A 20,418-nucleotide genomic window follows, 5' to 3' on the forward strand; every position below is an offset into this window, starting at 1 on the left:
GGGACTTTTAAGGTGTCCTGTTTCTTGAACTCAGGAACCCTTAGCCATGATTCCTTTCCGACTGCTACTGCCCTCCCTGGCCATCGCCGCGCTGCTGCCTGGCTGCGCAACGCCACGAATTCCGACCGACGTTTCTCAAGCCGTCATCAACTCGCTGATTCAGCCCTATTCGGAGCCGTCCTGGCGGCTCGGTGCGGCGTGGCTGCCCGGCGGAATGGGTGGGGCGGCCATTCGTTCCGCTGGCCTCGAGCATGTCGTACACCGGAAATTGCTCCAGGGACCGCTTGCCTCTGCCGAAACGCCGACCCTATCCCCGCTCCCATCACCGTTCGATTCCAACGATGAAGTCGAACGCGCTTGGCGCAAGTTCTGCCGCAATCGGCTGGATATGACCGAACGCGACCGGCAGATCATCCGGGATACGCCGGTTCCGGTATGGGCCTTCGGCAACTGCCATACCGCGAATCTGCTGAAGTAGCATGGCGGAGCCTCGCGATGATCAACCGGATGACCCAAGCGCGGACGGGGTAGCCGGCGCAGCACCACCGATCCTGCAGTCACCGACACCCCTTGCCCGGCGTCAGCTTTCCCTGTTCCAGACTTTCTACGCTTCGCCCCCGGTCCGCGACCGGCTGTCCAATGTCATCGACATCTGGGACGCCGCCCCCAAGTATGCAACGCCTTGCCGGCGCGCCGACGTCACCGATTGCCCGGCCGTTTTTCTGGAGCGGACCTTCAGCTACAAGGGTACCGTGTTTCGGGTGTCGGTCGCCCCAGCCTTGATCAGGGATGGCAACGGCCGGAATGTCTACCGCTTTCCCACCGCCCGCGAGGAGTTGATCGAGGATGCTCTGCGCAAGATCGCGGTCCAGCAACAACTGGGGTTCGTGGGCAGCCTGGAGGAGCAGCCGATCTTCGGCGTCCGGTTCTCCTTAGGTCTGTTGCGCCGGGAATTGTCCCGCTACGGCCATGGCATCCGCCATGCGGCCCTGGTGGAATCCCTGCTGATCATGTCCGGCTGCATGGTGGAGATCGCCTATGCACATCGGCGCACGGCGATGCACCGCAATACCATCCTCTCCAGCCTCACCGCGATCAGCCGCGAGGACTACCTGAGAGACCCGCTCACCCTGTGGGCGGCGCACTTCCATCCCATGGTGGCCAGCAGTATTTCGGCGATGGCCTATCGCCAATACGACTACGAAGTCACCATGGGCTACCGCTCCTCGCTGGCGCGCTGGCTCCACAAACACCTTGCGGCCGTGTACCTCAACGCCGGCATGACCCAGCCGTACAAGCTCCTGCTCTCCGCCATCCAGGAAAACAGCGGCTTGCTCAACCATGCTCGGGTTCGCGATCGCGGCCGTGAGGTGGAAAGCGCCCTCAAGGAACTCTCGAATTCGGCCTTCCCGGTCATCCGGTCCTTCGAATGCCAGGCCGTTCTCGACGGACGCCGCATCGTGGATGTGGGCTACACGCTGAACCCGACTGCTGAATTCGTCCGACAGGTCGTGGCGGCCAATCGTCGGCAGCGGGATCGCAAGGCCGGGGATGAGACCGTCGGGTAGGTACTCTGGGTCGCGGAAGTAGGGATTCTAGGTCGCACTCGTCAAAGTTATCCACAGATGGTCTGCAGAATCGCCGGTTTGGGTGGGTACTCTAGGTCGCGCTTGCCCCAAAAGGTGGGTACTCTGGGTCGCGGTGGTAGGTACTCTAGGTCGCACTTGGCCGAAAAGGTAGGTACTCTGGGTCGCGGTCAAACCGCCGAAGTAACCCGGGTAGGTACTCTAGGTCGCGGAAGTGGGGATTCTGGGTCGCGCTCGTTTTCGCAGCCAACTGATTCAGAAGCGCTTTTTAGGCAGTTTTCGAGCTCTCCCTTTTTCCCTTAAAAGATCTTTTCCCTTTCTCCCTAAAGATATTTATATATGGCGTTTCTGTGGATAACTTTCAGCCCGGAAACCAATAGCCCAACAGGAGGAGGTCGTCATGCAAGGTCATCTGATATCCATCGCCACTGCCTCGCTCATCCTCGTGTCGGGACTGGCATCCGCCCAGCCACAAGACTCGGCAACTCCGCAGTATCCGGACGTCTTGAACGTCAAGGTCCAGGCGCGCGGCGACCAACGATTCGATTTCGACGTCACGGTCTCCTCGCCCTACGATACGCCGCAGCGTTATGCCGATGCCTTCCGCGTCTCCGGTGCCGATGGCCGGACCTATGGCGAACGCCAACTGCTTCATGACCATACCAATGAACAACCGTTCACGCGGAATCTGTACGGGGTGGACATACCGGCAGGGGTGCGGTCGGTGATCGTGCAGGCGCGGGACCTCAAGCACGGCTATGGTGGCAAGAGCGTGGAAGTGATGTTACCCGGACGCTGACAGCCTGAATGGTTCGTGTGGGACTCATCTCCGATACGCATGGACTCCTGCGTCCCGAAGCCATCGGGTTTCTCCAGGGTAGCGATATCATCATCCATGGTGGCGACATCGGGAATGCAGGCATTCTCGATGAACTTCGCGCCCTGGCTGCGGTCACCGCGGTCCGCGGCAACAACGACAAGGGTGCCTGGGCCGAGTCGTTGCCGGAAACTGAGGCGTTGCAGGTCGGCGAGTACTTCGTCTACGTACTGCATGACCTCGCCGAGCTCGACATCGACCTAGGCGCCGCCGGCTTTCGCATCGTGGTGTCGGGGCACTCGCACCGGCCGCGCATCGAGGAGCGGGAAGGCGTGCTCTACGTGAATCCGGGCAGCGCGGGGCCGCGCCGCTTCAAGCTGCCGGTTACGGCGGGAGAGCTGATTTTCTCAAACGGCAAGGTCACCGCGCGCATCGTGGACCTGATCGCCCAGGAAGTCATCCAGACCTCAAGGTAACGCAACGTATGTTTCACGCAGACACAGAACCCGATTGGGTAGCCGTCACGGTCGGACAACCGTTCTACCGACCGGTCGAAACGGGCTGCCAATTCAACTACGCCCCATCGGTGGATGACGTCAATAGCGCCTTGGCTCCCCAGTGTGAACTGATCATGGGTTTCGACCGTCCAACGGAGCGAGAACGACTGGGATTCCAGAAGGGCGTGTTCGAAGCCATCCTGGTGGAGTTGGAGAACATCCCGTTCGTCTGCATCCGATTCGGATAGACCGTCACAGTCGACGGTAAGTGGCAGCATCGCGAGGCCATCGGCTGGCAGGAATGCCCGGTTCATCCCATAGCCGCGCAAGGTTATGTGCCCCCCGAGCCATTACCGCCGCAGCGCTGGCTGTTGAGCGCGGTACTGGTCGATAGTGAAACGCAACGGGTCACGGGAATTCAGGTCGTCTCACTCAGCACCAAGTTCTGTCAACACTTTGCTCAGGCCATGAATGACCGCCGAGAGGATTTCCCTTCGCCCGCGGCTTACGCGGCCCGATCGGGTAATCTCTATGAGCGTGACGGGGTCGGCGAGGTCGTGGCCAAAGGCCACATGTTGGCGCATTGCCTGGGTGGCGATTGACAGCCACCACTGACCGTGGCCGTCGAACATGGCCTGGAATGAATACGGCATTCATACGGAACCTTGCTGATGCAGCTGGCATGTTATAGACTCGATCCGTATGTTTTCCGTATCAGTGACTGAGATTACCATGACCACTGCCACCCCCCCTTACGAGCGCATCGACCTGCGTACGTCTCCGGAAATCAAGGAGCTGATCGTTCGTGCCGCATCGACTGCCGGCGTGTCCGTCAGCGCGTTTCTATTGTGCGCCGCGCAGGAACGCGCCAAACAGGTGCTCAGCGAGGCGGAATTGATGACACTGTCGCCACGTGACTGGGACGCTTTCTTTGCCGCCCTGGACCATACTGACAAGCCGCGGCCGAAGCTGGCCGCGGCCATGCAGCGACATCGCGACTGGCAAGCCGAACGTGATGCCTCGTGACGGTCGGTCTTCCGGAAGCGATCGAGACGCTGGACGCTCGCCACGATCGCCGCAGTTTTTCCTGCGGCGATTCAGAGTTGGACGGCTATCTCAAGCGATTTGCCCGCCAGCATGCGGCAGCCAAGGTCAGCCGGACCTATGTCGCCGCGAACGGCGCCACGATCCTGGGCTATTACAGCCTGGCGATGTCGGCCATTCGGAAGGACCAGCTGCCCGTTGCCTATCAATCCCGGTTCCCCAACTACCCCCTGCCGGTCGCCCGCTTGGCCCGCTTGGCGGTCGACCAGCGCTATCAGAGGCAGGGACTGGGCGAACTGCTTCTCGCCGATGCACTTTCCCGGTGTCTGCGACTTTCGGAGGAAATCGGCATGGTCGGCGTCGTGGTCGACGCCAAGCACGAACGCGCCAGGCGGTATTATGAGCGTTTCGAGTTTGAGCGTTTTCCGGACTCTCCGCTGACACTCTGGCTGCCGACCGCGGCAATCGCCCGGCTCTAGGCCAGCATCGTTTTTGAGTCAGGTTAGCTTCCCTGAGTGTTCGTCACCGGGAGGAGCCGTCTTCACGGTGCCGGACCATCAACCGCGTTGCGGAGCCTGTCCAGCAGCCGTGAGGCCTCATCGAGCATGTCATCGAGCTTCGCCTCCTTGCTACCGGCAGATCCCAGGATTTTTACCCGCCCCGCAAACGCATCGGCCAACACGGGTTCGGCTCGGAGCTGAACCGTGGGAATGTCCAAGCCCGTGTAAGTGCTGCGGTGGGCAGGAAGGTCCGACAGCGCCTGCCGGATCCGGTTCTTGAGCAGAAGGTATTGCGGGTGCGGCCGGGTGACGGCCACCTCGACGATGCCCACCTCGAATTCCGCCAGCTTTCGCCCGATGTTGTGGGCGTTGACGCCCGGTTCGTTGGAGGCGCACAACATGACGCCGCCGGTGGACAGTTCCAGCAGGAACACGTAGCCGCCTTCGACGTAGGGCATGCGCGGAACCTTCAGGTCCAGGTTATCCGGCGACCCCACGTACAGCCATGGCGATTCCGCGGGGCCGGTGGCGGCTTCGGGTTTCGCTTCGCAGCGGCCTTGCCTATGGATCGCCGGCAGGACCTCACGGGTGACCCATTTGCGGAACCGGTACGCGGTGGTCCCCGGCTTCATCGCATTCCGACAGCGGAGCGCCAAGACGTAGAACCCCGATTCGGAGACGATGTTCACCGCTTGCTCCTGGTTCTCCAGTTCGCCATGCTGATTCCGGGAGGGGGTGTAAGTTGAACTGACACCCCTCTCATCATCGTCCAAGGCCTGAATGGCCATCCGAGAGTTCGCCAGTTCCAGGGCATCGCAGACGTCCTTGGCGACGAACCACGGCTCCCCCTCCCGCATGACCACCCGCAAGGGACGCCCGCCAAAGTCGAGGGTGATGGCTTGTGCCGCCGACTGCAAGGCTCCCGTTCGCGGTTCTCCCTGATCGTCATGCTTATCGTCTGTCGGAGATTGAACATCGCCGTTTGATCGGCGGTCTTTCTCGGACTCCACCACGCCTTGTACGATCGATCTTTTCATGCTGTCTTCCTTCGCAATAAGGGTTGTCCGCCTGGTCGTTTCGTATCGCCGGCGGCGAGCATCGATGTACCGCGCCGCCTGTTGGCCGTGTCCGCTGTATTGGTTGAGTGCCACAAACAAGGCCATGTCCAGACCGAGGTGGTAATCCGCAGAAGTCTCCATGGATTCATCGGGAACCGGGATGAAGTCCCGGCCTTGCTGAAAGCCTCCCTCGTTGATGGCATCCTCGATCCAGACGGGAAAGTCCCGATCCAGCGCCAGAAATCGACACAGTTCGCTGGCGACCACCCATTGCTCGAAAGGGCCTGTTTGCCCGTCTGCTTCGTGGACCACCAGGCATTCGATCGCCTCCGCGCGGTTCTGTCGTTTATTCTGCTGCGCGTTCATGGTGCCTCCTGGCTCGCAGGCGCATTCCCGCCCGCATCAAGGCCGCGACCGACGATCATCGATGCCGTCACCGCCTTGCCGCTGACTTCCGACTCATAGGCGACCAGGGCATCGCGGATCTCCACCAGCAGGGCCTGGCGCTTGCGGATCTCGGCAAAGGCGTCTTCCGCCTCCTGCACCAGGTTCGCAATCCACTCGGGCTCGCTTTTCAGGGTCTGATCCAGTGCATAGCGGTGAGCACGCCCCTTGTTGAGTTGTTTCCTGGCGATGGAGCGGCCAGTGCCGCCCAACACCCCCATCTCATACCACTCGATGCTGAAGGCGCCGGTGTCGCGGGCACGCAGCCTCACGCCCAGTTTGCCCCGAGCATAGCGCTTCTGACCGGCCCGCCCCTGCTTCAGACGCGTCCAGTAATCGTCCACCAGGAGCTTCGCCTCGGTTTGCAAGTCGTGCAGTCGGGTTGCAACCCACTTGCAGACCGGGACTGAGACTACGGGCAGGTCGGCTGTTTGCGGTTCTATCGTTGCTGGTTTTTCCATTGCTGTTTCCCCATTACCTATCTGTTGGGATTAGACCCCGTATTCCCAACCGGCTTGGTTGTCCAAGATCTCGCTGGTTTAACTATCTGGACGACCGCAAATCCCAAGGGAATGGCGTTACCAAAAATGCCAACCTCAAGTTGGGATTTACCGGGCTATTTACGTCGGGTAATGGAATACCTATTCACTACCGCCATGGGTTCCATGTATTCCGCACACTGGCGCCGGAATAGCCGGGTACCCATGCGCATCCGCCATGCGATTCCCAACTCCTGTTGGGATGGATCGCCGATCCCTTCTGATGTGTCGTAGCGCATGGCGTGAATTGGCTTTCACCTGTCACCTGTCGTCCAGAGCGGCCGCAATCTAGCACCGAACCGGCATCACCGGTGCCCGAAAAGATGGCCGATTTGGCCCAACATTTTTGACACTGCCCCGATAAACGCGTTGATAGACTCGCCTCGGTCCTGCAGAGCGCCTGCTGAATACCCGGCCTGATTCCATCCAACTGACCAGCCAATAAGGGTTACTCCAGCAGACCTGCCGGATACCGCTTTCTTGTTTGAACGGTCACAACCGAGCGTGGATAAACGATGTTTGTATTGGGAATGGATATTGGATATTCGAATCTGAAATTGGCTATGGGTGAGTCGGGCAGTCCACCGGCGGTCTCACTGTATCCGGCCGGCGCCGCACCCGTTGACCGGTTGCCCGAGTCGATCGGCAAGGAGGAGGACGCCCTGCGCGTCAGTGTGGACGACGACCTATGGGCGGCCTGCGTGAATCCGGGGAAATTTGCGATGTGGAACCGGGCGCTACACCAGGAATACGCCCAGACCGCCTCCTACCGGGCCTTGTTCCATGCCTCGCTGCTGCTGGCCGAACACGATACGGTCGACTGCCTGATCACCGGGCTGCCGGTTTCACACTGGCTGGAACGTTCAAGGCGTGAAGCCATCGTCGCCGACCTGGCCGGACGACACCGCGTCACTCCAAAACGCGAAGTGGAGGTGGCTACCGTCAGGGTGGTACCCCAGCCAATCGGTGGCTATCTCGATCTGCTCTGGTCCAGACCGGGCGAAAGCGTTCTGGAGGAAGGCAGGGTACTGATCATCGACCCGGGATTCTTCTCGGTCGATTGGGTGCTGGTCGAAGAAGGCGACATCCGCAAGTCCTCCAGCGGTACCAGTCTCGAAGCCATGTCGGTACTGCTGGACCACGCCAGCCGATTGATGGCCGACGAGCACGGCGGGACCGCACCGGTGGAGCGCCTGGAAGAAGCCTTGCGAGCGCGCCGCGACCGCGTCCTGCTCTTCGGGCGACCGGTCGACCTTCAACCCTATCTCGAAAAGGCGGCTGAACGCGTGGCGCCGGTAGCGCTTGAGGCGTTGCGTCAGTCGCTGCGCAAGGAATCGGGCAGCGTGGATGCGGTCTTGCTGACCGGCGGCGGTGCGGCGCTTTACGAACCGGTCGCCCAGAGCCTGTTTCCGTCCAATCCGATTTTCGTTCCGGATCACCCTGAGCTGGCCAACGCCCGTGGCTTCTATTACTTCGGGGCGGAATGATGCGGATCGTCGTCAAGTTTCCGAGCCGGGCCTACGCCGAATTGCTGGCTGATCTCGAACAGATCCCACCTCGCGAGCGTGCCGAACGAGTGAGACTGCTTGCGAGCCTCGGGATGACCGTTCTGCGCTCGGGGACCGTTGGTGCTCCTGCCGCTGGAGCGAGCGCCCTGGGCGAAGACCGGCCGACCAGCACAACGGTCAGCGGCTTCCGCCAGGTTCGTGATCGCTTGAAGGAAGGAATGCTGGGATGAGTGGCTGGGGAAAACATTTCAAGCGCGTCGGTTCAGATCCACCAAGGAACTGGAGGCGTGTGAAGACATTTATCGGTGGAGCAAAATCCAAAAATCAGCGCCGTGGCATTGCTCTTGCCGCCACGCTCTTGCTGTCGCCCTCGGTTGGCTTCTGCGAAGACAGTTTACCCAATACCGCTGACAACACGACCTTACCGGCTCCCCAAAGCCGGGCCATCCCCCGGGACATCCTACAAGGCACAGCCTGGTGGCAGATCGCCACGGAACGCGGGCTGGATCCTTACATCCTCTACGCGGTGGCTTTGGTCGAGTCCGCCCAGATCAACGGCCGTCTGGCGACACCCTGGCCTTGGGCACTCAACAGGCAAGGCCGTCCCATCATTCCATCCTCCCGGCTTGAAGCAAGGGGCATCCTCAACGACACCCTGCGCAAGGGTATCCGCGGCATCGACGTCGGCCTGATGCAAGTGAACGTCCGCTGGAACGGTCATCGCGTCAGTCGCCCCGACGATCTGCTGGATCCGGAAACCAACATACGGGTAGGCGCCGACGTGCTGACTGAGGCAATTGACTCGGCACCCGGCGACCTGACCCTGGGCATTGGGCGATATCACACAGGGTGGCGCAACGATGCGGACGCTTACCGTTACGGTCGGCGTGTGTTGGCCGTCGCCCAGCAACTCCGATGGCTGCTTTGACCATGGATAGCCAGTCATGCCCTGCATTCGGGATGGCGAAGAGCAGTAGGTACGAACTTTGCCTATCTCACGATGAATACGGAAAAAGATTACTTGCAGGACGGCCCCTGCATAATCACTCAATCCGAACGTCCTGTCGTGAGCCCATGTGTCGCTGAATTCACGGGAAATGTTATCGATGCCCGGCATCGGTTTCAGTGAACTATTCACATCCCCGCAAGGGGGCTGACGATAAGGTGTGTTAATGAACATTGATTTGGATCTGTATGAACTGAACCTGTTCTATTTGCTCAAGGCAAGGGAGATGGCACTCAAAGGACAGTCTCAAACGGCGTCCCTGGTCATGGGGATCTCGCAGGATAACGTCAAGCGTCTGCCGGGCTTGTCCTTCGAGAAGATCAGGGCCTTGGCCCGGTCGGGTGCTCTTTGCTATACATCGAGGCTGCCGGACAAGTTATGGAAGGAATTCGAGAACACCGAGATGGACGAGGAGCTAGTGAGGGCTCGGGTCTTGTTGATGATTGCTGCGGAAGGCCAGGGACATGACGACGATCACGGCGCAGCATGAGCGGCGCGCCCTGGCGCGGGAGTTGATTCGGCGAAATCTGCGGACACCCATCATACATCTGCACACCCAGATACCGCTGTCGGACATCAGGGACTGGTACCGGGAAATCCACGGGCGCTCGCCCAGCGCCGGGCTTCTACCTTCCGTATCCACGCTGCTTCCGAACCGGAACAGTCACATCTACGTGTCGCTGTTTGCCGCGCTGTATCTGAGGGTGGGCGGGAAGAAGGTATTCCAGGACATCGACATCCATGCGGTTCTGGAAGCTTGGGACCTGTTTTCGACGCTGACCGTCCATCTGCCACGCAAACGCCCGGCCAATCCCACGGAGGCTTGGGTGGTGGCACGCGATCTGCGGTCAAAGACGGCGCGGATGCACCGCTGTTCGAAATGTTGCTCGCCCTATCTGGTGGCAGGCGACTGCCGATTGCCGCCCAACTGTCCGATCTGCTTCGCGGCAGGGCAGGGGGTCAAGTGCGGCCTCTCGAAAACGGCGAGGAAACAACGACCGAAACGGTAGTCTCACCCTTGAGAACCTAGAACCACTGTGATCATCGCGGCTTAAGGTCTGGGTTCATCATTGGTACGCAAGCGGTCGACAAGCGCAAGTACCACCCGGGAAGTGAATGCCTGACCACCTAAGCTGCCTTTATGCATCGGCTGCCTTTCAGACGGCAGCAACGTTACCAGCGACCGTAAGGATATGTTCCGCAGTGATTTCTCGCCGTTGGCCGTGCGAGTCGACGGCGAGTCTAACTCCGGGCACGCTATCAAATCATGATCGTCGTGCTTCCCATCTCAGGCTGCCACTTGCCAAGACAAAACCTTGTGAGAACCTATACGCCGCAGAGAACGCCAAGCTGGATTCGGCGGGTACTCTGCCGGTACACAGGTGCATAGACGCGGCTAAGGGTACTCCCATGAGATGGACGACCGGACAGGACCAGAAAGCAGAGACCCAGAAGGGAACGATCAAATGGTTCTCGCAGGAAAAGGGTTATGGCTTCATCGATGGCAATGACGGCATTCGCCGATTTTTTCATGTGGCGGACACGGTGGGCGACTTCTCGCCGAAAACCGGCAACTTCATTTTTTTCGAACCCCGGCAAGACCGCAAGGGTCCCCGTGCCGTCGGCGTCCGTCTCAATCCCGATTCCCTGCTGGAAGTCGGCCGCACTTATTCGGATGGGCGGATTTCGTGCCCCTATTGCAGCAAATTAATCGTGCCTCGGATCACATTTTGGTACGGCCGGCCGAATCGGTCGTTTTGTCCCTATTGCGGCGGCGAAGTTCGGAACTTTTTCAGAGAGGGCCCTGTAGGGATATTCCTGGAGATGATTATCCGGGTCGCATTTTTCTCCGCCTACGTAATGACGTTATTGATCGGGTTCTATTTCTTGATGACGGAGCAGCGGGATTCCAACATTGGCTCGATGATCCTGGGCATGATTCTCGTGGCGCCGGCCGTTGCCAAGCTCGTGAAATGTACCCGGCGACTGGCAAGTGGAATTCGGCGAACGGAGGCTAACTGACCAAATCGGCAACTTAGGTGCAGTAATGTCCTCATTGATCATGCTCGTGACCGAAGAAACATTCCTGCCCGCCATTGCCATAGTGCCTTTTGGCCCCTTGAATAGCTTGGAATTCCCGCGGACTATTTCCGAACCGCCTTGAATTCTCGATGCTCACAGTTGACGTCGACTCACCCCGACTTCACCATTCGCATAACATTGGGCGGTCAGCCTACTGAAGTGAGGCTGCAGAGTAACTAAAATCGGATCGAAAAAACGCCATGGCTAGCGGCAAAGTATTGAGACAAATCGTAAAAGCGGGCGCGACTGGGGATAGTGCAGCCTTTCTCCAAGCCTCGGAAGCCATCATTCGCGAAGAACGCCAGAAGCAGCACCACCTACTTGCGAACGATCTAGAACAGATCCTTTACGGCACGCCCCGCAAAGCCTCTTCGGATGCCACCCTCGGGCTTCGGGAACGCATCCCCGTTGACAAGGAACGGGGCCTGCCACTTCTAATCCTTCGCGAACCATCGCGGGGTCTGGAAGAGGTTGTACTCACCCCCGAGGCCCTACAGGTGGTCGAAGATATCCTTGAACAACACCGCCGGGCCGAGGTGCTCCGGAGCTACGGCCTTCGCCCGACTGACAAAGTTCTGTTCTGCGGCCCCCCGGGTTGCGGCAAGACGCTAACTGCCGAAGTAGTAGCTACGGAATTGAGCTTGCCGCTCGCATTGATCCGTCTCGACAGCGTGGTCTCTTCATATCTTGGCGAGACCGCAGCCAATTTGCGCAAGGTATTCGACTTTATTGAGTCTTCACCGATGGTTGCTTTGTTTGACGAGTTCGACGCGTTGGGCAAGGAGCGGGCGGATACGAGCGAGCATGGCGAATTGAAGCGTGTGATAAATGCCGTCTTGCAGATGCTCGATGCTTATCAAGGCAGAAGCCTGATCATTGCTGCCACAAACCATGAGGGGATGCTCGATTCGGCCATTTGGCGGCGTTTCGAAGAAGTGCTCGTTTTCGGCCCACCTAACAAAGAACAGTTGTCTCAACTCTTGAGCATCAAACTGCGCGGCGTGCGCAGGGAGTTCGAGCGGGACGATGAGCGGGTACTCTCGCTTCTTGCAGAGATGTCCCATGCAGATGTTGAAAGGGTGCTGCGCCGCGCCATCAAGGAAATGATCCTGAAAGGCGAAGAGTTCCTTCAATGCCGTCATCTGGAAAAGGCCCAGCGACGCGAAACAAGCAGAAGGCAGCAGTTTTCGGGGATATAACGAGCAATGGAAGCCTACCCACACCTCAGGATCGAGCGTGAACAACCCATTAATCAGAAACGCCCCGGCCAGCCTCCCCGCATCAAAATCCCCGCCGACGTTCCCGCCCACGCGCGTGGACTAAAGCAGAGCCTAACCAGGGCCATTGAGGAAGCGCGCAAAGATCTGGGCGGATTCGACGACCGCCCCCTTTTTAAGCTGAAGGTCGGAACCCTGCCCCCCGAACAGATCGAGCAGGGGTTTCCCGGTATCGAAGTGGTGAGCCAGGAAGATGGTGGGTATGCTCTGGCGTTCGCCGACAAGCGCGCGTTGGACGAATTCGAGGCCAGACTCAGTCAATTGGCCGATGGCCAGACGCCCAAGTACGCCAACATCCTCTATGCCCTGGAGGCCTTCGACCACTGGCGTCCAGAAGACCGCATGGGCTGGGCGCTAAAAAGGGACGGCCTTCCGCGCAAGGGCGAATTCGTTCTCGATATCGAACTTTGGCCGCTTGCACGGCGAGACGAGCGCGACGCCATGCTTGCTTCCTTCGGGGCCTGGCTGAGTCATGAGGGGGTGCAGGCACTCGATCGTGTCAGCTTGGGTGACTATCTCGCCTATCGACTTCGGGTTACCCCGAAGATGGGGAAATACCTGCTCAACCACCGTGACGTGCGCAGCGTAGACCTGCCCCCGAAGCTAGGCCTCGAACTAGGCGTCCTGCAACTCGATATCCAAGACGTCCACCAGGCGCCACCACCTGGTAATGCTCCTGTAGTGGCGATCCTCGATAGCGGCATCGCCGGTGGCCATCCACTAATCGGGCCGGCTTTAGGTGATGCCCAAGGTTTCGTCGATCCCCATCGCGAAGCTCACGATGCCCATGGCCATGGCACGTTGGTGGCAGGAATCGCCCTCTATGGCGATGTTGAGGCCTGCGCCCTGGCCAAAGTATTCGTCCCACAGCTCAGAATTCTGAGCGGACGGGTGTTCGACGCTGACAACAGCGCTAATCCTAGATTCATGGCGAACATTGTCGATGAGGCAGTTCGCTATTTCCATGACGCTTACAACTGCCGAGTCTTCAATCTATCCTACGGCGACTGCAACAAACCCTTTCTCGGTGGTCGCGTTGGTGGCTTGGCCTACGTCCTCGACTGCCTGGCGCGTGAACTGGATGTTCTCTTCGTCGTTCCCACGGGGAATTTCCACGATGCCCCGGTGCAGTGGTTGAAACAGGACTACCCCCATTACCTTCTGAAAAACGAGGCTAGGCTTCTCGATCCGGCCCCTGCCTTGAACGTGCTTACGGTCGGCAGTCTAGCTCGTTGGGATCGTAGTGCGAACGCGTGGCGTCACCCCAATGACATTCACACCCCTGTCGCGCAACGTGACCAACCTTCGCCTTTCACTCGCTGCGGTAGTTCCGTAAAAGGGGCGGTTAAACCCGAATTGGTCGCTTATGGCGGTAACTTTTCCATAGACCCGCATACGGACTCTGTTACGGATCGGTGGCTTGGTGAGCTTTCCACTTGCAAGGACTTTGCGGAAGGGCGATTGCTCAAGTCAGAAATTGGTACCAGCTTTGCTGCCCCGCATGTGGCCCATGCCGCGGCCAGGGTACTGGGTGAATTTCCAAGCGCGAGCGCCAATCTACTCCGTGCACTGTTAGTGGCTAATGGAAGGGTACCAGCGGCGACCTATGACTTGCTAAGCGGCAAGGAAGAACTTCTGGCGCAAGTTGTGGGATATGGAATGGTGGATGACTCCCATCTCTACCGTTCCACTGAGGAGCAGGTGCTCCTGATCGCCGAATCGGCGTTGATAGACAAGCACAACCACTTCTATGAAGTACCAATTCCAGAAAGCTTCTACGGGGGCAAGAAGCGCCGATTGCGGGAGATCACGGTAAGCCTGGCGTATTGTCCGCCGGTCAGAACGACGCGCCTCGACTACAAAGCGAGCCGATTTCAGTTTCGTTTGGTCGAGGCGACCTCGTTGGACGAAGCCGCAGCCGCTTTCGACAAAGCGACCGCGGAAGAGGTGGAGAGCATCGAAGAACTCAAGTGCAACAAGGGCACATACGGCGCCCAACGTCGGGCCTACGGCACCGTCCAGTCCTCCACATGGACAATCAAGCAGAGTCGTGATGCCAAGCTGTATGTAGTGGTGACACGGAACGACCATGGATGGGGTATGGCCCTGACGGAAACAGAAGAACCTTACGCCTTGGTCATTCGCCTAGCGGATCGGGAAAACCAGGAAGCTCGTCTTTACACGCAGATTCGCGCGCAGTTGCAGGCGCGTGAACGGGCACGTGCGCGTGTCTAAAAGAAAGCGGTGAATAACGCAACGCTTGTGGTACGTGACAACTGGGGAACACCCAATATTGGCCTACTCATTGCTCACCGCCTCATTTGATTGGCAGCGTTGTAAGTACTCACCAGATTGAGGAGATCCGACCGGTTTTGACCCGCCGCGCGGCGCAGCAGGCTGGCTATGTCGGCACCTACTGAATCGCCATGTTCATTTCGGAGTTGTTCGTGCAACTGGTTTGATTGACCGACGTAAGGATTGTAGTCCCCGGACATCGACACCCCGGCGAAGGACTCAAACATGGCTGCGCGGTAGTAGGCCTGCTGCGTCGGCGTCAGCCGGCTTCCAGCTTCGGCCACCCGCTGATCGGCCCAGGCATCCAAAGCTTTCTGTCCACCTTCAGGGGCAGCATTCAGCGCAGACTGGAAAGCCTGGCCAAGGGATAGCCCATGCCCACGCGCGGCGTCGAACTCGTCGATGAATGCCTTGACCGAACCTGCGCCGGATGCGCCGATGCCCGAGATGTTCTGGGCCGCGTTGTAGATGCTGCCGCCGACCACATCGTATTCCAGTTCTGCAGCCGACTGCTGACTGTTGGCAGCTTTACTGATCTCGGCTCGAAGGTGTTCGGCCTTTTCGGCATGCATGCCGGCGAATTCCAGGTTCGATACGCCATGAACCTGTCCCTGTCCAGTCTGATAGGCCGAATTGACCATGCGCTCTCCGCCGGCAACCCGTCCGTTGGTCGCCTGTATACTGCCCGTCACGCGACCATCCAAACCTGCCGCTTCGTTTCTTGGATCGTGGAACCCCGCCCGATCAACGAGGGACCGGATTGTCCCAAATTCCGGAGATCGGGCAGTCAGGTCGGCGTTTCGCTCGGGAGTCTGGCCGGAAGGTGACGGCGCATTCCAGGCGTCACCCAATAGCTGATAGCCGGTAGCCTCGGCCAACCTCGCTTCGTGCCCATCCAGTCGCCTGAACATGGGGGATGAGTATCCCGCGAGCAGCGACATGCCGGCGGCGGCAAACGCCTGGTCCTTATCCGCTATCAAGCCGGATGCCCGCCACTCAGCGCCCAGACGTTGCGCATCCCCTCGAAGCCCGAACCGGTCCAGCGCCGCGTCCAACCCGGACATCAGGTTCCGATCGCCTGCGAAGCGCCGTCCCGTTTCGGCGGCGCCATAGCTCGCCGAAGCACCAAAGCGCATCTGCGCCGATACGGTTTGGTTGTAGGTCTCCGTGGCCGAGACCGTGTCCGTGGCGCTTTTCTGCAGCGACGACAAGTCCTGCTTCTGCAACCCCAAAGAGGCCACCTCCCGAGTTCCCGATTGCGCGTCGGCCGCTACGCTGCGCGCCAGGTCGGTCTGCCAGCCATGGTCCTCGGTCACTCGTCGGGAAATGTCGGAGGCGATCTCGTCAGCCCGTGATTGGCTGACGCGGAACTGGTTCTGCAGTTGCCCGGACACGGACAGCGGCAACCAACCCTTCGGCAGCCCCGCAGAACCGCCCACCACGGCGGCAAAATCGTCGCCGGACATGCCGGTGTCCCGGTAACGCTGCGCCAGGTCCTCTCCGGTGGCGCGCATGAACTTGTCGGTCTGACTGGTACTGCTGGCAATACGGCTGCCTGCGGAGTGCGCGTCGAAGCCTTCTTGGGACAGTCCGCTGGATCGGGATGCAGTGTTCGACAGACTCTCCATGAAACTGCTGGAGGCCTGCTGCATGGCCATGGATGCCGATGAAACCGCAGCACTGAGATCCTTGCCGGCCTGGAAGGACGACAGGACCTTTTCCGCACCGAACAGAGTCGCTCCGGTCAGCGGGGCGTGCTGATAGTTCGGCTGCATGTTCATCACCGGCGCGGGACTGACGATGTCCGGAGAGCCGATCTTTTCGTTGACGAAATCGCCGCCCTGCATGCGCCCCAGGAAATGGGTGGCGGTGACCGAGCCACCGTAGACCAGCATCAGGGCGATGGCCGGTGTCGACGAGGCCAGCATGCCGCCCACCCCCAGCCATTCCTGAATAGCCATGTCCATCTGGTAGATGCCGTAGATCGACGGCAGATTGAACTGCGCGGCATCGAGCGCGGCCATTTTGCCGGCGGCGGCCATGGTGATGTAGAGGTTCACGACCGCCAGGATCGGCATCCAGAGCTGGATCCACAGCAACATCAGGAAATACTGGCCGGTGATCCGGATGCCCTGCGCGCCCAGCATGACGGCGAAGGCCATCAGCGGGGTGATGGCATAGCTGAAGCCCTCGATCCAGGTCATCATCGGCCGCACGATGCGGGTGAACAGGTTCTGCTCGCCGGCCCATTGGGTGTTGCGCTGCTGGATGGCCTGTTCGACCATGGCTGCCTTGTTCCACTTCATGCCGTCTTCATGACGCCCCACCACGCCTTTCTCGAACATGGGCGTGATCAGCGAGGCCAGCATGTAGTCCAGCGCGCTCACGCTGCCGCCGGTCAGCACCGTCAGGGCATCGTCGATCCGCGGTTGCACGTCGTCCGGCAGTGCGACTTTCAGCGCTTCCTTCAGGACATTTTCCACCTCCGGCACCACCAGGGTCTTCACGTAGGTGTCCAGCGTCGCCCAGGCATCGGTGCAGTCCTGTATCTTCGGGGCGCCGCCGACATGGATCTCCGTGGTGTAGACGTTGGAGTCGAACTTGATGGCGTCGAGAACCTGGGCCTGGCGCATGATCCCATCCAACGTCAGCAGCCCCAGGTCCACGCCGGTGAGCGTGCATTCCTTGAGGTAGTTGACCAGGGAGTTTTCCAGATCGCCGCCGGCATTGGGCGAGTTTGCCTTGCCCAGTTCCACCCGGGACAGCAGGTTCTTGCGAACCAGGGTCATGACCTGGAGGGTATCGGCAAAGCCGTGCTCGGTCATGCTGGGTGTGGAGAACCCCTGCTCGAACAGGCGGGTGAGCCGATAGCCCAGGTTGGATAGGATGGAGCCCGCCACCGCCGGGCCCATGGGCACGTTGTCTACCACCTGCACCTGGCCGGTGTAGGCATCCTCGACGGTGACTTTCACGCCGGGGGCGAACAGGATCAGATAGATCAGGATCGAGGCCATCATGTCCTGGTAACGGATGCCACGGGCGTCGTACTGGGTGAGTCCACGCACCAGGGTCATGATGACGCCCAGCACCGCGCCGATGCCGGCGGCCATGGTGTAGTGGCCGGTGCCGGCGATCATCGCGATGGCATTGAGGATGGCGGCGAGGAACGCCGAATCGCCGATGGAAAAGATCTCGAAGACCATACAGGGAAGTTCAGGGCACCGGATAAGCAGCCTGGGAACCCGGCGTCTGGGTGAAGGAGCCGTAGTCCCTGGCCTTTGAGCCGGTCATGAAGTTGGTGTAGAACTGCATCAGGGTTTGCGGATTGCCGTAGCGGCCGGACAGTTCCGCCGACTCGGACTGAAGGTCGAGCCGAGCCTTGTCGAGGGTGTCCGCCAGCTTGGTGGCGTAGGCGTGATCCTGTAGGGAGCTGGCTTGCCGCACCGCGTCCAGCATGCCCTGGATCATCAGCTGGGCCATCTCCAGGGCGATCACCGGCGATCCCTCGTCGGCGAATAGCCGGGCCATGCCGTAATCCTCGCGGGCCAGGTTGCGGATCATGGCGCTGATGGCGCCGGGTACCAGTTCCATGAAGGCCATTTCATCCGCGGTCAGCGGGCCGGTGTTGGTGGCGAACTTGTAGATCAGACCGTCGCCACCGCCGGTGCCGACCAGAATGTCGCGCACCCGCTTCTTCAGCCCGACGAGGGTGACGCTCTTCGAAGTCGGGTTCAGGCAGCCGTCGACGTCGGTGGTGTCGCACTCGTAGATGTTGACCGTCTGGTACTCGGAGCTGCCCGAGCCGTTCAGCAGATCCTTGATCCGCAGCAGGTCCGGAAGGGTGATGACCGGATTGCTCTCGCCCTTGCCGTCCGGCGCCGCCTCCGGCGGCTTGACGATCACGGAACCGGTGACGCTCATTGCCGCCTGCAGGAATTCATTGCCGCCGAATTTGAACCAGCTGCCGGCGCTGTTCTGATTCAATGATCGCCAGACCAGGTTGCCCTGGATCACCTTCTCCATGTCCGTGGCGGCGTTGGTTTTCACCTGCTGGACCGGATCTCCCTGGGAGCTGGAATTGGTCAATGCGCCGAAGACATCGGTCACGCCTTTCGAGAAGGAGATGGTCGACATCTTCATGTCGTTCTGTACTTTCCCCGGCAGTACACTGGCGGCGTCGTTCACCAGGCCCTGGGCCAGTTGGCAGGAATTGGAGAACAGTTGGTTGAGCTGCTGCACCTTCTTCTGCAGGTCCGACATGATGTTGCCGCAGTCCGGACACATGGCGTTGATGGCCAACTGGAAGGCATAGCCGGCGGCATTGGCCGCCACCGCCCGCATCAGATCGACAAACTGGTTCATGTTGATGAACGAGAACGAGCCGCTGAACAGGTCGATGCCGCCGCAACCGGCGCTGAACGAGGGTGGAACGAAGGACACCATGTTGGCACTCATGACCCGATTGCGCGCCACCATGGAACCCCCGGTGATCACGCCGCGGCGCTGCCCGAGATGGGCGGTAGGCGACGTGACATTGGTCATCGTGCCGAACATGGCATCCATTTCCTGCTGCAGATCGGCGAAGGCTTCCGCCGACAACAGGATGGCCACGAGGAGAACAGCGATTCGCAGGATCGGACGAGAACGCATCATGGACTCCCGAACACGGGGAATTGCGACCAGTCACTGGACGGCAGCCCCGCTTGCCATTGCAAGGTGCTGATGAGGTCCGCAGGACTTTTCATGGCCTCGGCCGTGATGATGGAAGACGGCGGCATGATGGCTGGAACCGTCCGCTCGCCGCGGGTCGCCTCGAACGTCGCCTCGTCGATCCAGCCGGAATCCTTGGCGGCCAGGAGAATGCGCCCGGACAGATCATCCAGGGAAAGCGTGCCTTGGGATAACTGAACGATCTCCGCCGGCGGCTTCATCATGAACAGGGCCGGTGTGGACACCACACCCAGCAAATGGGCTTGGCCTCGGTCAATGTGGAAGTCAGCATAGAGTCCGCCCGGCATGGGTTTTCCATCGAGGGAAACCGCGTAAACCTTGAAACCAAAGCGCTTCTCCAGCAGCGAAAGGAGCGGCGCCTGAATATGACAATAGGGACAGTCGGAGCGGAAGAAAAACAGGATGCCGGCCTGCCGAGCGATCAAGCCCAGTGCCTGTTCGCTGGCCCGCCCCGCCTGATGGTTGGCCTCATTGGCGGCAAAGGTGGCGATGGGCCGGCGCTGGTTCTCGTCCAACAGCGGATCGGACATAACCACGTGCCGGGCCACATCGGTGAACCGCTGGGCCTTGTCCATCATGACGCGCTGCAGGTAGTAGTAAGCCGCGACGTTTTCCGGGGACGGATCGTCGATAGCCTTGTCCCGATAACGTTCGAGGTTTTTGCGGAACCATTCGGCGGTTAGCGCGGCTGGTTCCGGTTTGGTGGATTTTGTCGAAGTGATTGGGGGTGAATCTGGAAGGGGAGACTTGATTTCGGGTGTCGGTTTGGTGTTGGCTTGCTTCCTGGGTTCAGGCTCGATTTCCCGCCAAAACCATCCCCGCTCTTTGTCGATGAAAAAAGGAGGCTCAGGAGCCGAACCGAAGTCCGATCCCCTGGCCAAGTGGGGTGCCAACAGCAGGTAGGAAAAACACAGGAGCCAGGATCGCCGATTCATTGGGCGATTATCTTGGCTTTATCGCGAGGGAGTGTTCGGAAAGATTTTGGTGGGCCGAAGAATTCGCGTCATCACGCGAATATGGGCATACTGACTGGC

21 protein-coding genes are annotated in these 20,418 nt (G+C 59.9%); 15 read left to right on the forward strand and 6 right to left on the reverse strand.

Going from position 1 to position 20,418, the window contains the following annotated elements; translation table 11 throughout:
- Positions 1–46 precede the first annotated feature (46 nt).
- From JWZ97_RS04665 to JWZ97_RS04685, 5 genes are all read left to right on the forward strand, one after another.
- Positions 47–478 (forward strand): hypothetical protein, encoded by a 432-nt coding sequence (locus JWZ97_RS04665; RefSeq protein ID WP_205433649.1) that lies wholly within the window; start codon positions 47–49, stop codon positions 476–478.
- A gap of 1 nt (position 479) precedes the next feature.
- Positions 480–1,568, forward strand: coding sequence for a hypothetical protein (locus tag JWZ97_RS04670; RefSeq protein ID WP_205433650.1), 1,089 nt, complete (start codon positions 480–482; stop codon positions 1,566–1,568).
- Between the two features lie 418 nt (positions 1,569–1,986).
- Positions 1,987–2,385 carry a hypothetical protein gene (locus JWZ97_RS04675; protein WP_205433651.1) on the forward strand — a complete coding sequence of 133 codons (399 nt, stop codon included), beginning with the start codon at positions 1,987–1,989 and terminating at the stop codon, positions 2,383–2,385.
- 8 nt (positions 2,386–2,393) lie between these two features.
- Entirely contained in the window at positions 2,394–2,879 is a 486-nt protein-coding gene (locus tag JWZ97_RS04680) for a metallophosphoesterase family protein (protein ID WP_205433652.1), read from the forward strand.
- An 8-nt stretch (positions 2,880–2,887) separates the two neighbouring features.
- Positions 2,888–3,148, forward strand: coding sequence for a hypothetical protein (locus JWZ97_RS04685; RefSeq protein ID WP_205433653.1), 261 nt, complete (start codon positions 2,888–2,890; stop codon positions 3,146–3,148).
- A gap of 180 nt (positions 3,149–3,328) precedes the next feature.
- On the opposite strand, the gene JWZ97_RS04690 is transcribed toward JWZ97_RS04685, so the two are convergent.
- Positions 3,329–3,553: a hypothetical protein gene (locus tag JWZ97_RS04690; protein ID WP_205433654.1), complete on the reverse strand. Its 225-nt coding sequence runs from the start codon at positions 3,551–3,553 to the stop codon at positions 3,329–3,331.
- Between the two features lie 79 nt (positions 3,554–3,632).
- On the opposite strand from JWZ97_RS04690, the gene JWZ97_RS04695 reads away from it, so the two are divergent.
- Positions 3,633–3,926: a DUF1778 domain-containing protein gene (locus JWZ97_RS04695; RefSeq protein ID WP_205433655.1), complete on the forward strand. Its 294-nt coding sequence runs from the start codon at positions 3,633–3,635 to the stop codon at positions 3,924–3,926.
- Complete coding sequence (locus JWZ97_RS04700; protein WP_205433656.1) at positions 3,923–4,423, forward strand: GNAT family N-acetyltransferase; 501 nt, start codon at positions 3,923–3,925, stop codon at positions 4,421–4,423. The genes JWZ97_RS04695 and JWZ97_RS04700 overlap by 4 nt, the downstream gene beginning before the upstream one ends.
- A 62-nt stretch (positions 4,424–4,485) precedes the next feature.
- Here the strand turns inward: JWZ97_RS04700 and JWZ97_RS04705 are convergent, their stop codons facing one another.
- Complete coding sequence (locus JWZ97_RS04705) at positions 4,486–5,868, reverse strand: BRO family protein (RefSeq protein WP_205433657.1); 1,383 nt, start codon at positions 5,866–5,868, stop codon at positions 4,486–4,488.
- Positions 5,865–6,407, reverse strand: a complete 543-nt coding sequence (gene mobI, locus JWZ97_RS04710) for a conjugative transfer protein MobI(A/C) (protein WP_205433658.1) — start codon at positions 6,405–6,407, stop codon at positions 5,865–5,867. The genes JWZ97_RS04705 and mobI overlap by 4 nt, the downstream gene beginning before the upstream one ends.
- Positions 6,408–7,000: 593 nt before the next feature.
- On the opposite strand from mobI, the gene JWZ97_RS04715 reads away from it, so the two are divergent.
- The 8 genes from JWZ97_RS04715 (at position 7,001) to JWZ97_RS04750 (ending at position 14,593) form a co-directional block, all read left to right on the forward strand.
- Complete coding sequence (locus JWZ97_RS04715) at positions 7,001–7,972, forward strand: ParM/StbA family protein (RefSeq protein ID WP_205433659.1); 972 nt, start codon at positions 7,001–7,003, stop codon at positions 7,970–7,972.
- The gene (locus JWZ97_RS04720) at positions 7,969–8,223 is read left to right on the forward strand and encodes a hypothetical protein (protein WP_205433660.1); all 255 of its coding nucleotides are present in this window, start codon (positions 7,969–7,971) and stop codon (positions 8,221–8,223) included. The genes JWZ97_RS04715 and JWZ97_RS04720 overlap by 4 nt, the downstream gene beginning before the upstream one ends.
- 59 nt (positions 8,224–8,282) lie before the next feature.
- Entirely contained in the window at positions 8,283–8,921 is a 639-nt protein-coding gene (locus JWZ97_RS04725; protein ID WP_240342488.1) for a lytic transglycosylase domain-containing protein, read from the forward strand.
- Positions 8,922–9,165: 244 nt separating this feature from the next.
- Entirely contained in the window at positions 9,166–9,489 is a 324-nt protein-coding gene (locus JWZ97_RS04730; RefSeq protein WP_205433662.1) for a flagellar transcriptional regulator FlhD, read from the forward strand.
- The gene (locus JWZ97_RS04735; RefSeq protein ID WP_205433663.1) at positions 9,464–10,009 is read left to right on the forward strand and encodes a FlhC family transcriptional regulator; all 546 of its coding nucleotides are present in this window, start codon (positions 9,464–9,466) and stop codon (positions 10,007–10,009) included. The genes JWZ97_RS04730 and JWZ97_RS04735 overlap by 26 nt, the downstream gene beginning before the upstream one ends.
- 400 nt (positions 10,010–10,409) lie before the next feature.
- Positions 10,410–11,021, forward strand: a complete 612-nt coding sequence (locus JWZ97_RS04740) for a cold shock domain-containing protein (RefSeq protein ID WP_205433664.1) — start codon at positions 10,410–10,412, stop codon at positions 11,019–11,021.
- A 260-nt stretch (positions 11,022–11,281) separates the two neighbouring features.
- Positions 11,282–12,280, forward strand: coding sequence for an AAA family ATPase (locus tag JWZ97_RS04745; protein ID WP_205433665.1), 999 nt, complete (start codon positions 11,282–11,284; stop codon positions 12,278–12,280).
- Positions 12,281–12,286: 6 nt separating this feature from the next.
- Complete coding sequence (locus tag JWZ97_RS04750; RefSeq protein ID WP_205433666.1) at positions 12,287–14,593, forward strand: S8 family peptidase; 2,307 nt, start codon at positions 12,287–12,289, stop codon at positions 14,591–14,593.
- A 74-nt stretch (positions 14,594–14,667) separates the two neighbouring features.
- On the opposite strand, the gene JWZ97_RS04755 is transcribed toward JWZ97_RS04750, so the two are convergent.
- From JWZ97_RS04755 to traF, 3 genes are read right to left on the reverse strand one after another with little or no spacing between them, the layout of a single operon-like run.
- A complete protein-coding gene (locus JWZ97_RS04755) occupies positions 14,668–17,856 on the reverse strand; it encodes a conjugal transfer protein TraG N-terminal domain-containing protein (RefSeq protein ID WP_205433667.1) in 3,189 nt (1,062 codons plus the stop codon).
- 10 nt (positions 17,857–17,866) lie between these two features.
- The gene (locus tag JWZ97_RS04760; protein WP_205433668.1) at positions 17,867–19,303 is read right to left on the reverse strand and encodes a conjugal transfer protein TraH; all 1,437 of its coding nucleotides are present in this window, start codon (positions 19,301–19,303) and stop codon (positions 17,867–17,869) included.
- Positions 19,303–20,319: a conjugal transfer protein TraF gene (gene traF, locus JWZ97_RS04765; protein ID WP_205433669.1), complete on the reverse strand. Its 1,017-nt coding sequence runs from the start codon at positions 20,317–20,319 to the stop codon at positions 19,303–19,305. Before traF ends, JWZ97_RS04760 begins: the two co-directional genes overlap by 1 nt.
- Between the last annotated feature and the right edge of the window lie 99 nt (positions 20,320–20,418).

The organism is Methylococcus sp. EFPC2, assembly GCF_016925495.1.
Taxonomy (GTDB): domain Bacteria; phylum Pseudomonadota; class Gammaproteobacteria; order Methylococcales; family Methylococcaceae; genus EFPC2.

What these genes read in the sequence shown, in the direction of transcription:
- JWZ97_RS04665 (WP_205433649.1), top strand. Translation starts at nt 47, where the DNA reads ATGATTCCTTTCCGACTGCTACTGCCCTCCCTGGCCATCGCCGCGCTG.
- JWZ97_RS04670 (WP_205433650.1), top strand. Translation starts at nt 480, where the DNA reads ATGGCGGAGCCTCGCGATGATCAACCGGATGACCCAAGCGCGGACGGG.
- JWZ97_RS04675 (WP_205433651.1), top strand. Translation starts at nt 1,987, where the DNA reads ATGCAAGGTCATCTGATATCCATCGCCACTGCCTCGCTCATCCTCGTG.
- JWZ97_RS04680 (WP_205433652.1), top strand. Translation starts at nt 2,394, where the DNA reads ATGGTTCGTGTGGGACTCATCTCCGATACGCATGGACTCCTGCGTCCC.
- JWZ97_RS04685 (WP_205433653.1), top strand. Translation starts at nt 2,888, where the DNA reads ATGTTTCACGCAGACACAGAACCCGATTGGGTAGCCGTCACGGTCGGA.
- JWZ97_RS04690 (WP_205433654.1), bottom strand. Translation starts at nt 3,553, where the DNA reads ATGCCGTATTCATTCCAGGCCATGTTCGACGGCCACGGTCAGTGGTGG.
- JWZ97_RS04695 (WP_205433655.1), top strand. Translation starts at nt 3,633, where the DNA reads ATGACCACTGCCACCCCCCCTTACGAGCGCATCGACCTGCGTACGTCT.
- JWZ97_RS04705 (WP_205433657.1), bottom strand. Translation starts at nt 5,868, where the DNA reads ATGAACGCGCAGCAGAATAAACGACAGAACCGCGCGGAGGCGATCGAA.
- mobI (WP_205433658.1), bottom strand. Translation starts at nt 6,407, where the DNA reads ATGGAAAAACCAGCAACGATAGAACCGCAAACAGCCGACCTGCCCGTA.
- JWZ97_RS04715 (WP_205433659.1), top strand. Translation starts at nt 7,001, where the DNA reads ATGTTTGTATTGGGAATGGATATTGGATATTCGAATCTGAAATTGGCT.
- JWZ97_RS04720 (WP_205433660.1), top strand. Translation starts at nt 7,969, where the DNA reads ATGATGCGGATCGTCGTCAAGTTTCCGAGCCGGGCCTACGCCGAATTG.
- JWZ97_RS04730 (WP_205433662.1), top strand. Translation starts at nt 9,166, where the DNA reads ATGAACATTGATTTGGATCTGTATGAACTGAACCTGTTCTATTTGCTC.
- JWZ97_RS04735 (WP_205433663.1), top strand. Translation starts at nt 9,464, where the DNA reads ATGACGACGATCACGGCGCAGCATGAGCGGCGCGCCCTGGCGCGGGAG.
- JWZ97_RS04740 (WP_205433664.1), top strand. Translation starts at nt 10,410, where the DNA reads ATGAGATGGACGACCGGACAGGACCAGAAAGCAGAGACCCAGAAGGGA.
- JWZ97_RS04745 (WP_205433665.1), top strand. Translation starts at nt 11,282, where the DNA reads ATGGCTAGCGGCAAAGTATTGAGACAAATCGTAAAAGCGGGCGCGACT.
- JWZ97_RS04750 (WP_205433666.1), top strand. Translation starts at nt 12,287, where the DNA reads ATGGAAGCCTACCCACACCTCAGGATCGAGCGTGAACAACCCATTAAT.
- JWZ97_RS04755 (WP_205433667.1), bottom strand. Translation starts at nt 17,856, where the DNA reads ATGGTCTTCGAGATCTTTTCCATCGGCGATTCGGCGTTCCTCGCCGCC.
- JWZ97_RS04760 (WP_205433668.1), bottom strand. Translation starts at nt 19,303, where the DNA reads ATGCGTTCTCGTCCGATCCTGCGAATCGCTGTTCTCCTCGTGGCCATC.
- traF (WP_205433669.1), bottom strand. Translation starts at nt 20,319, where the DNA reads ATGAATCGGCGATCCTGGCTCCTGTGTTTTTCCTACCTGCTGTTGGCA.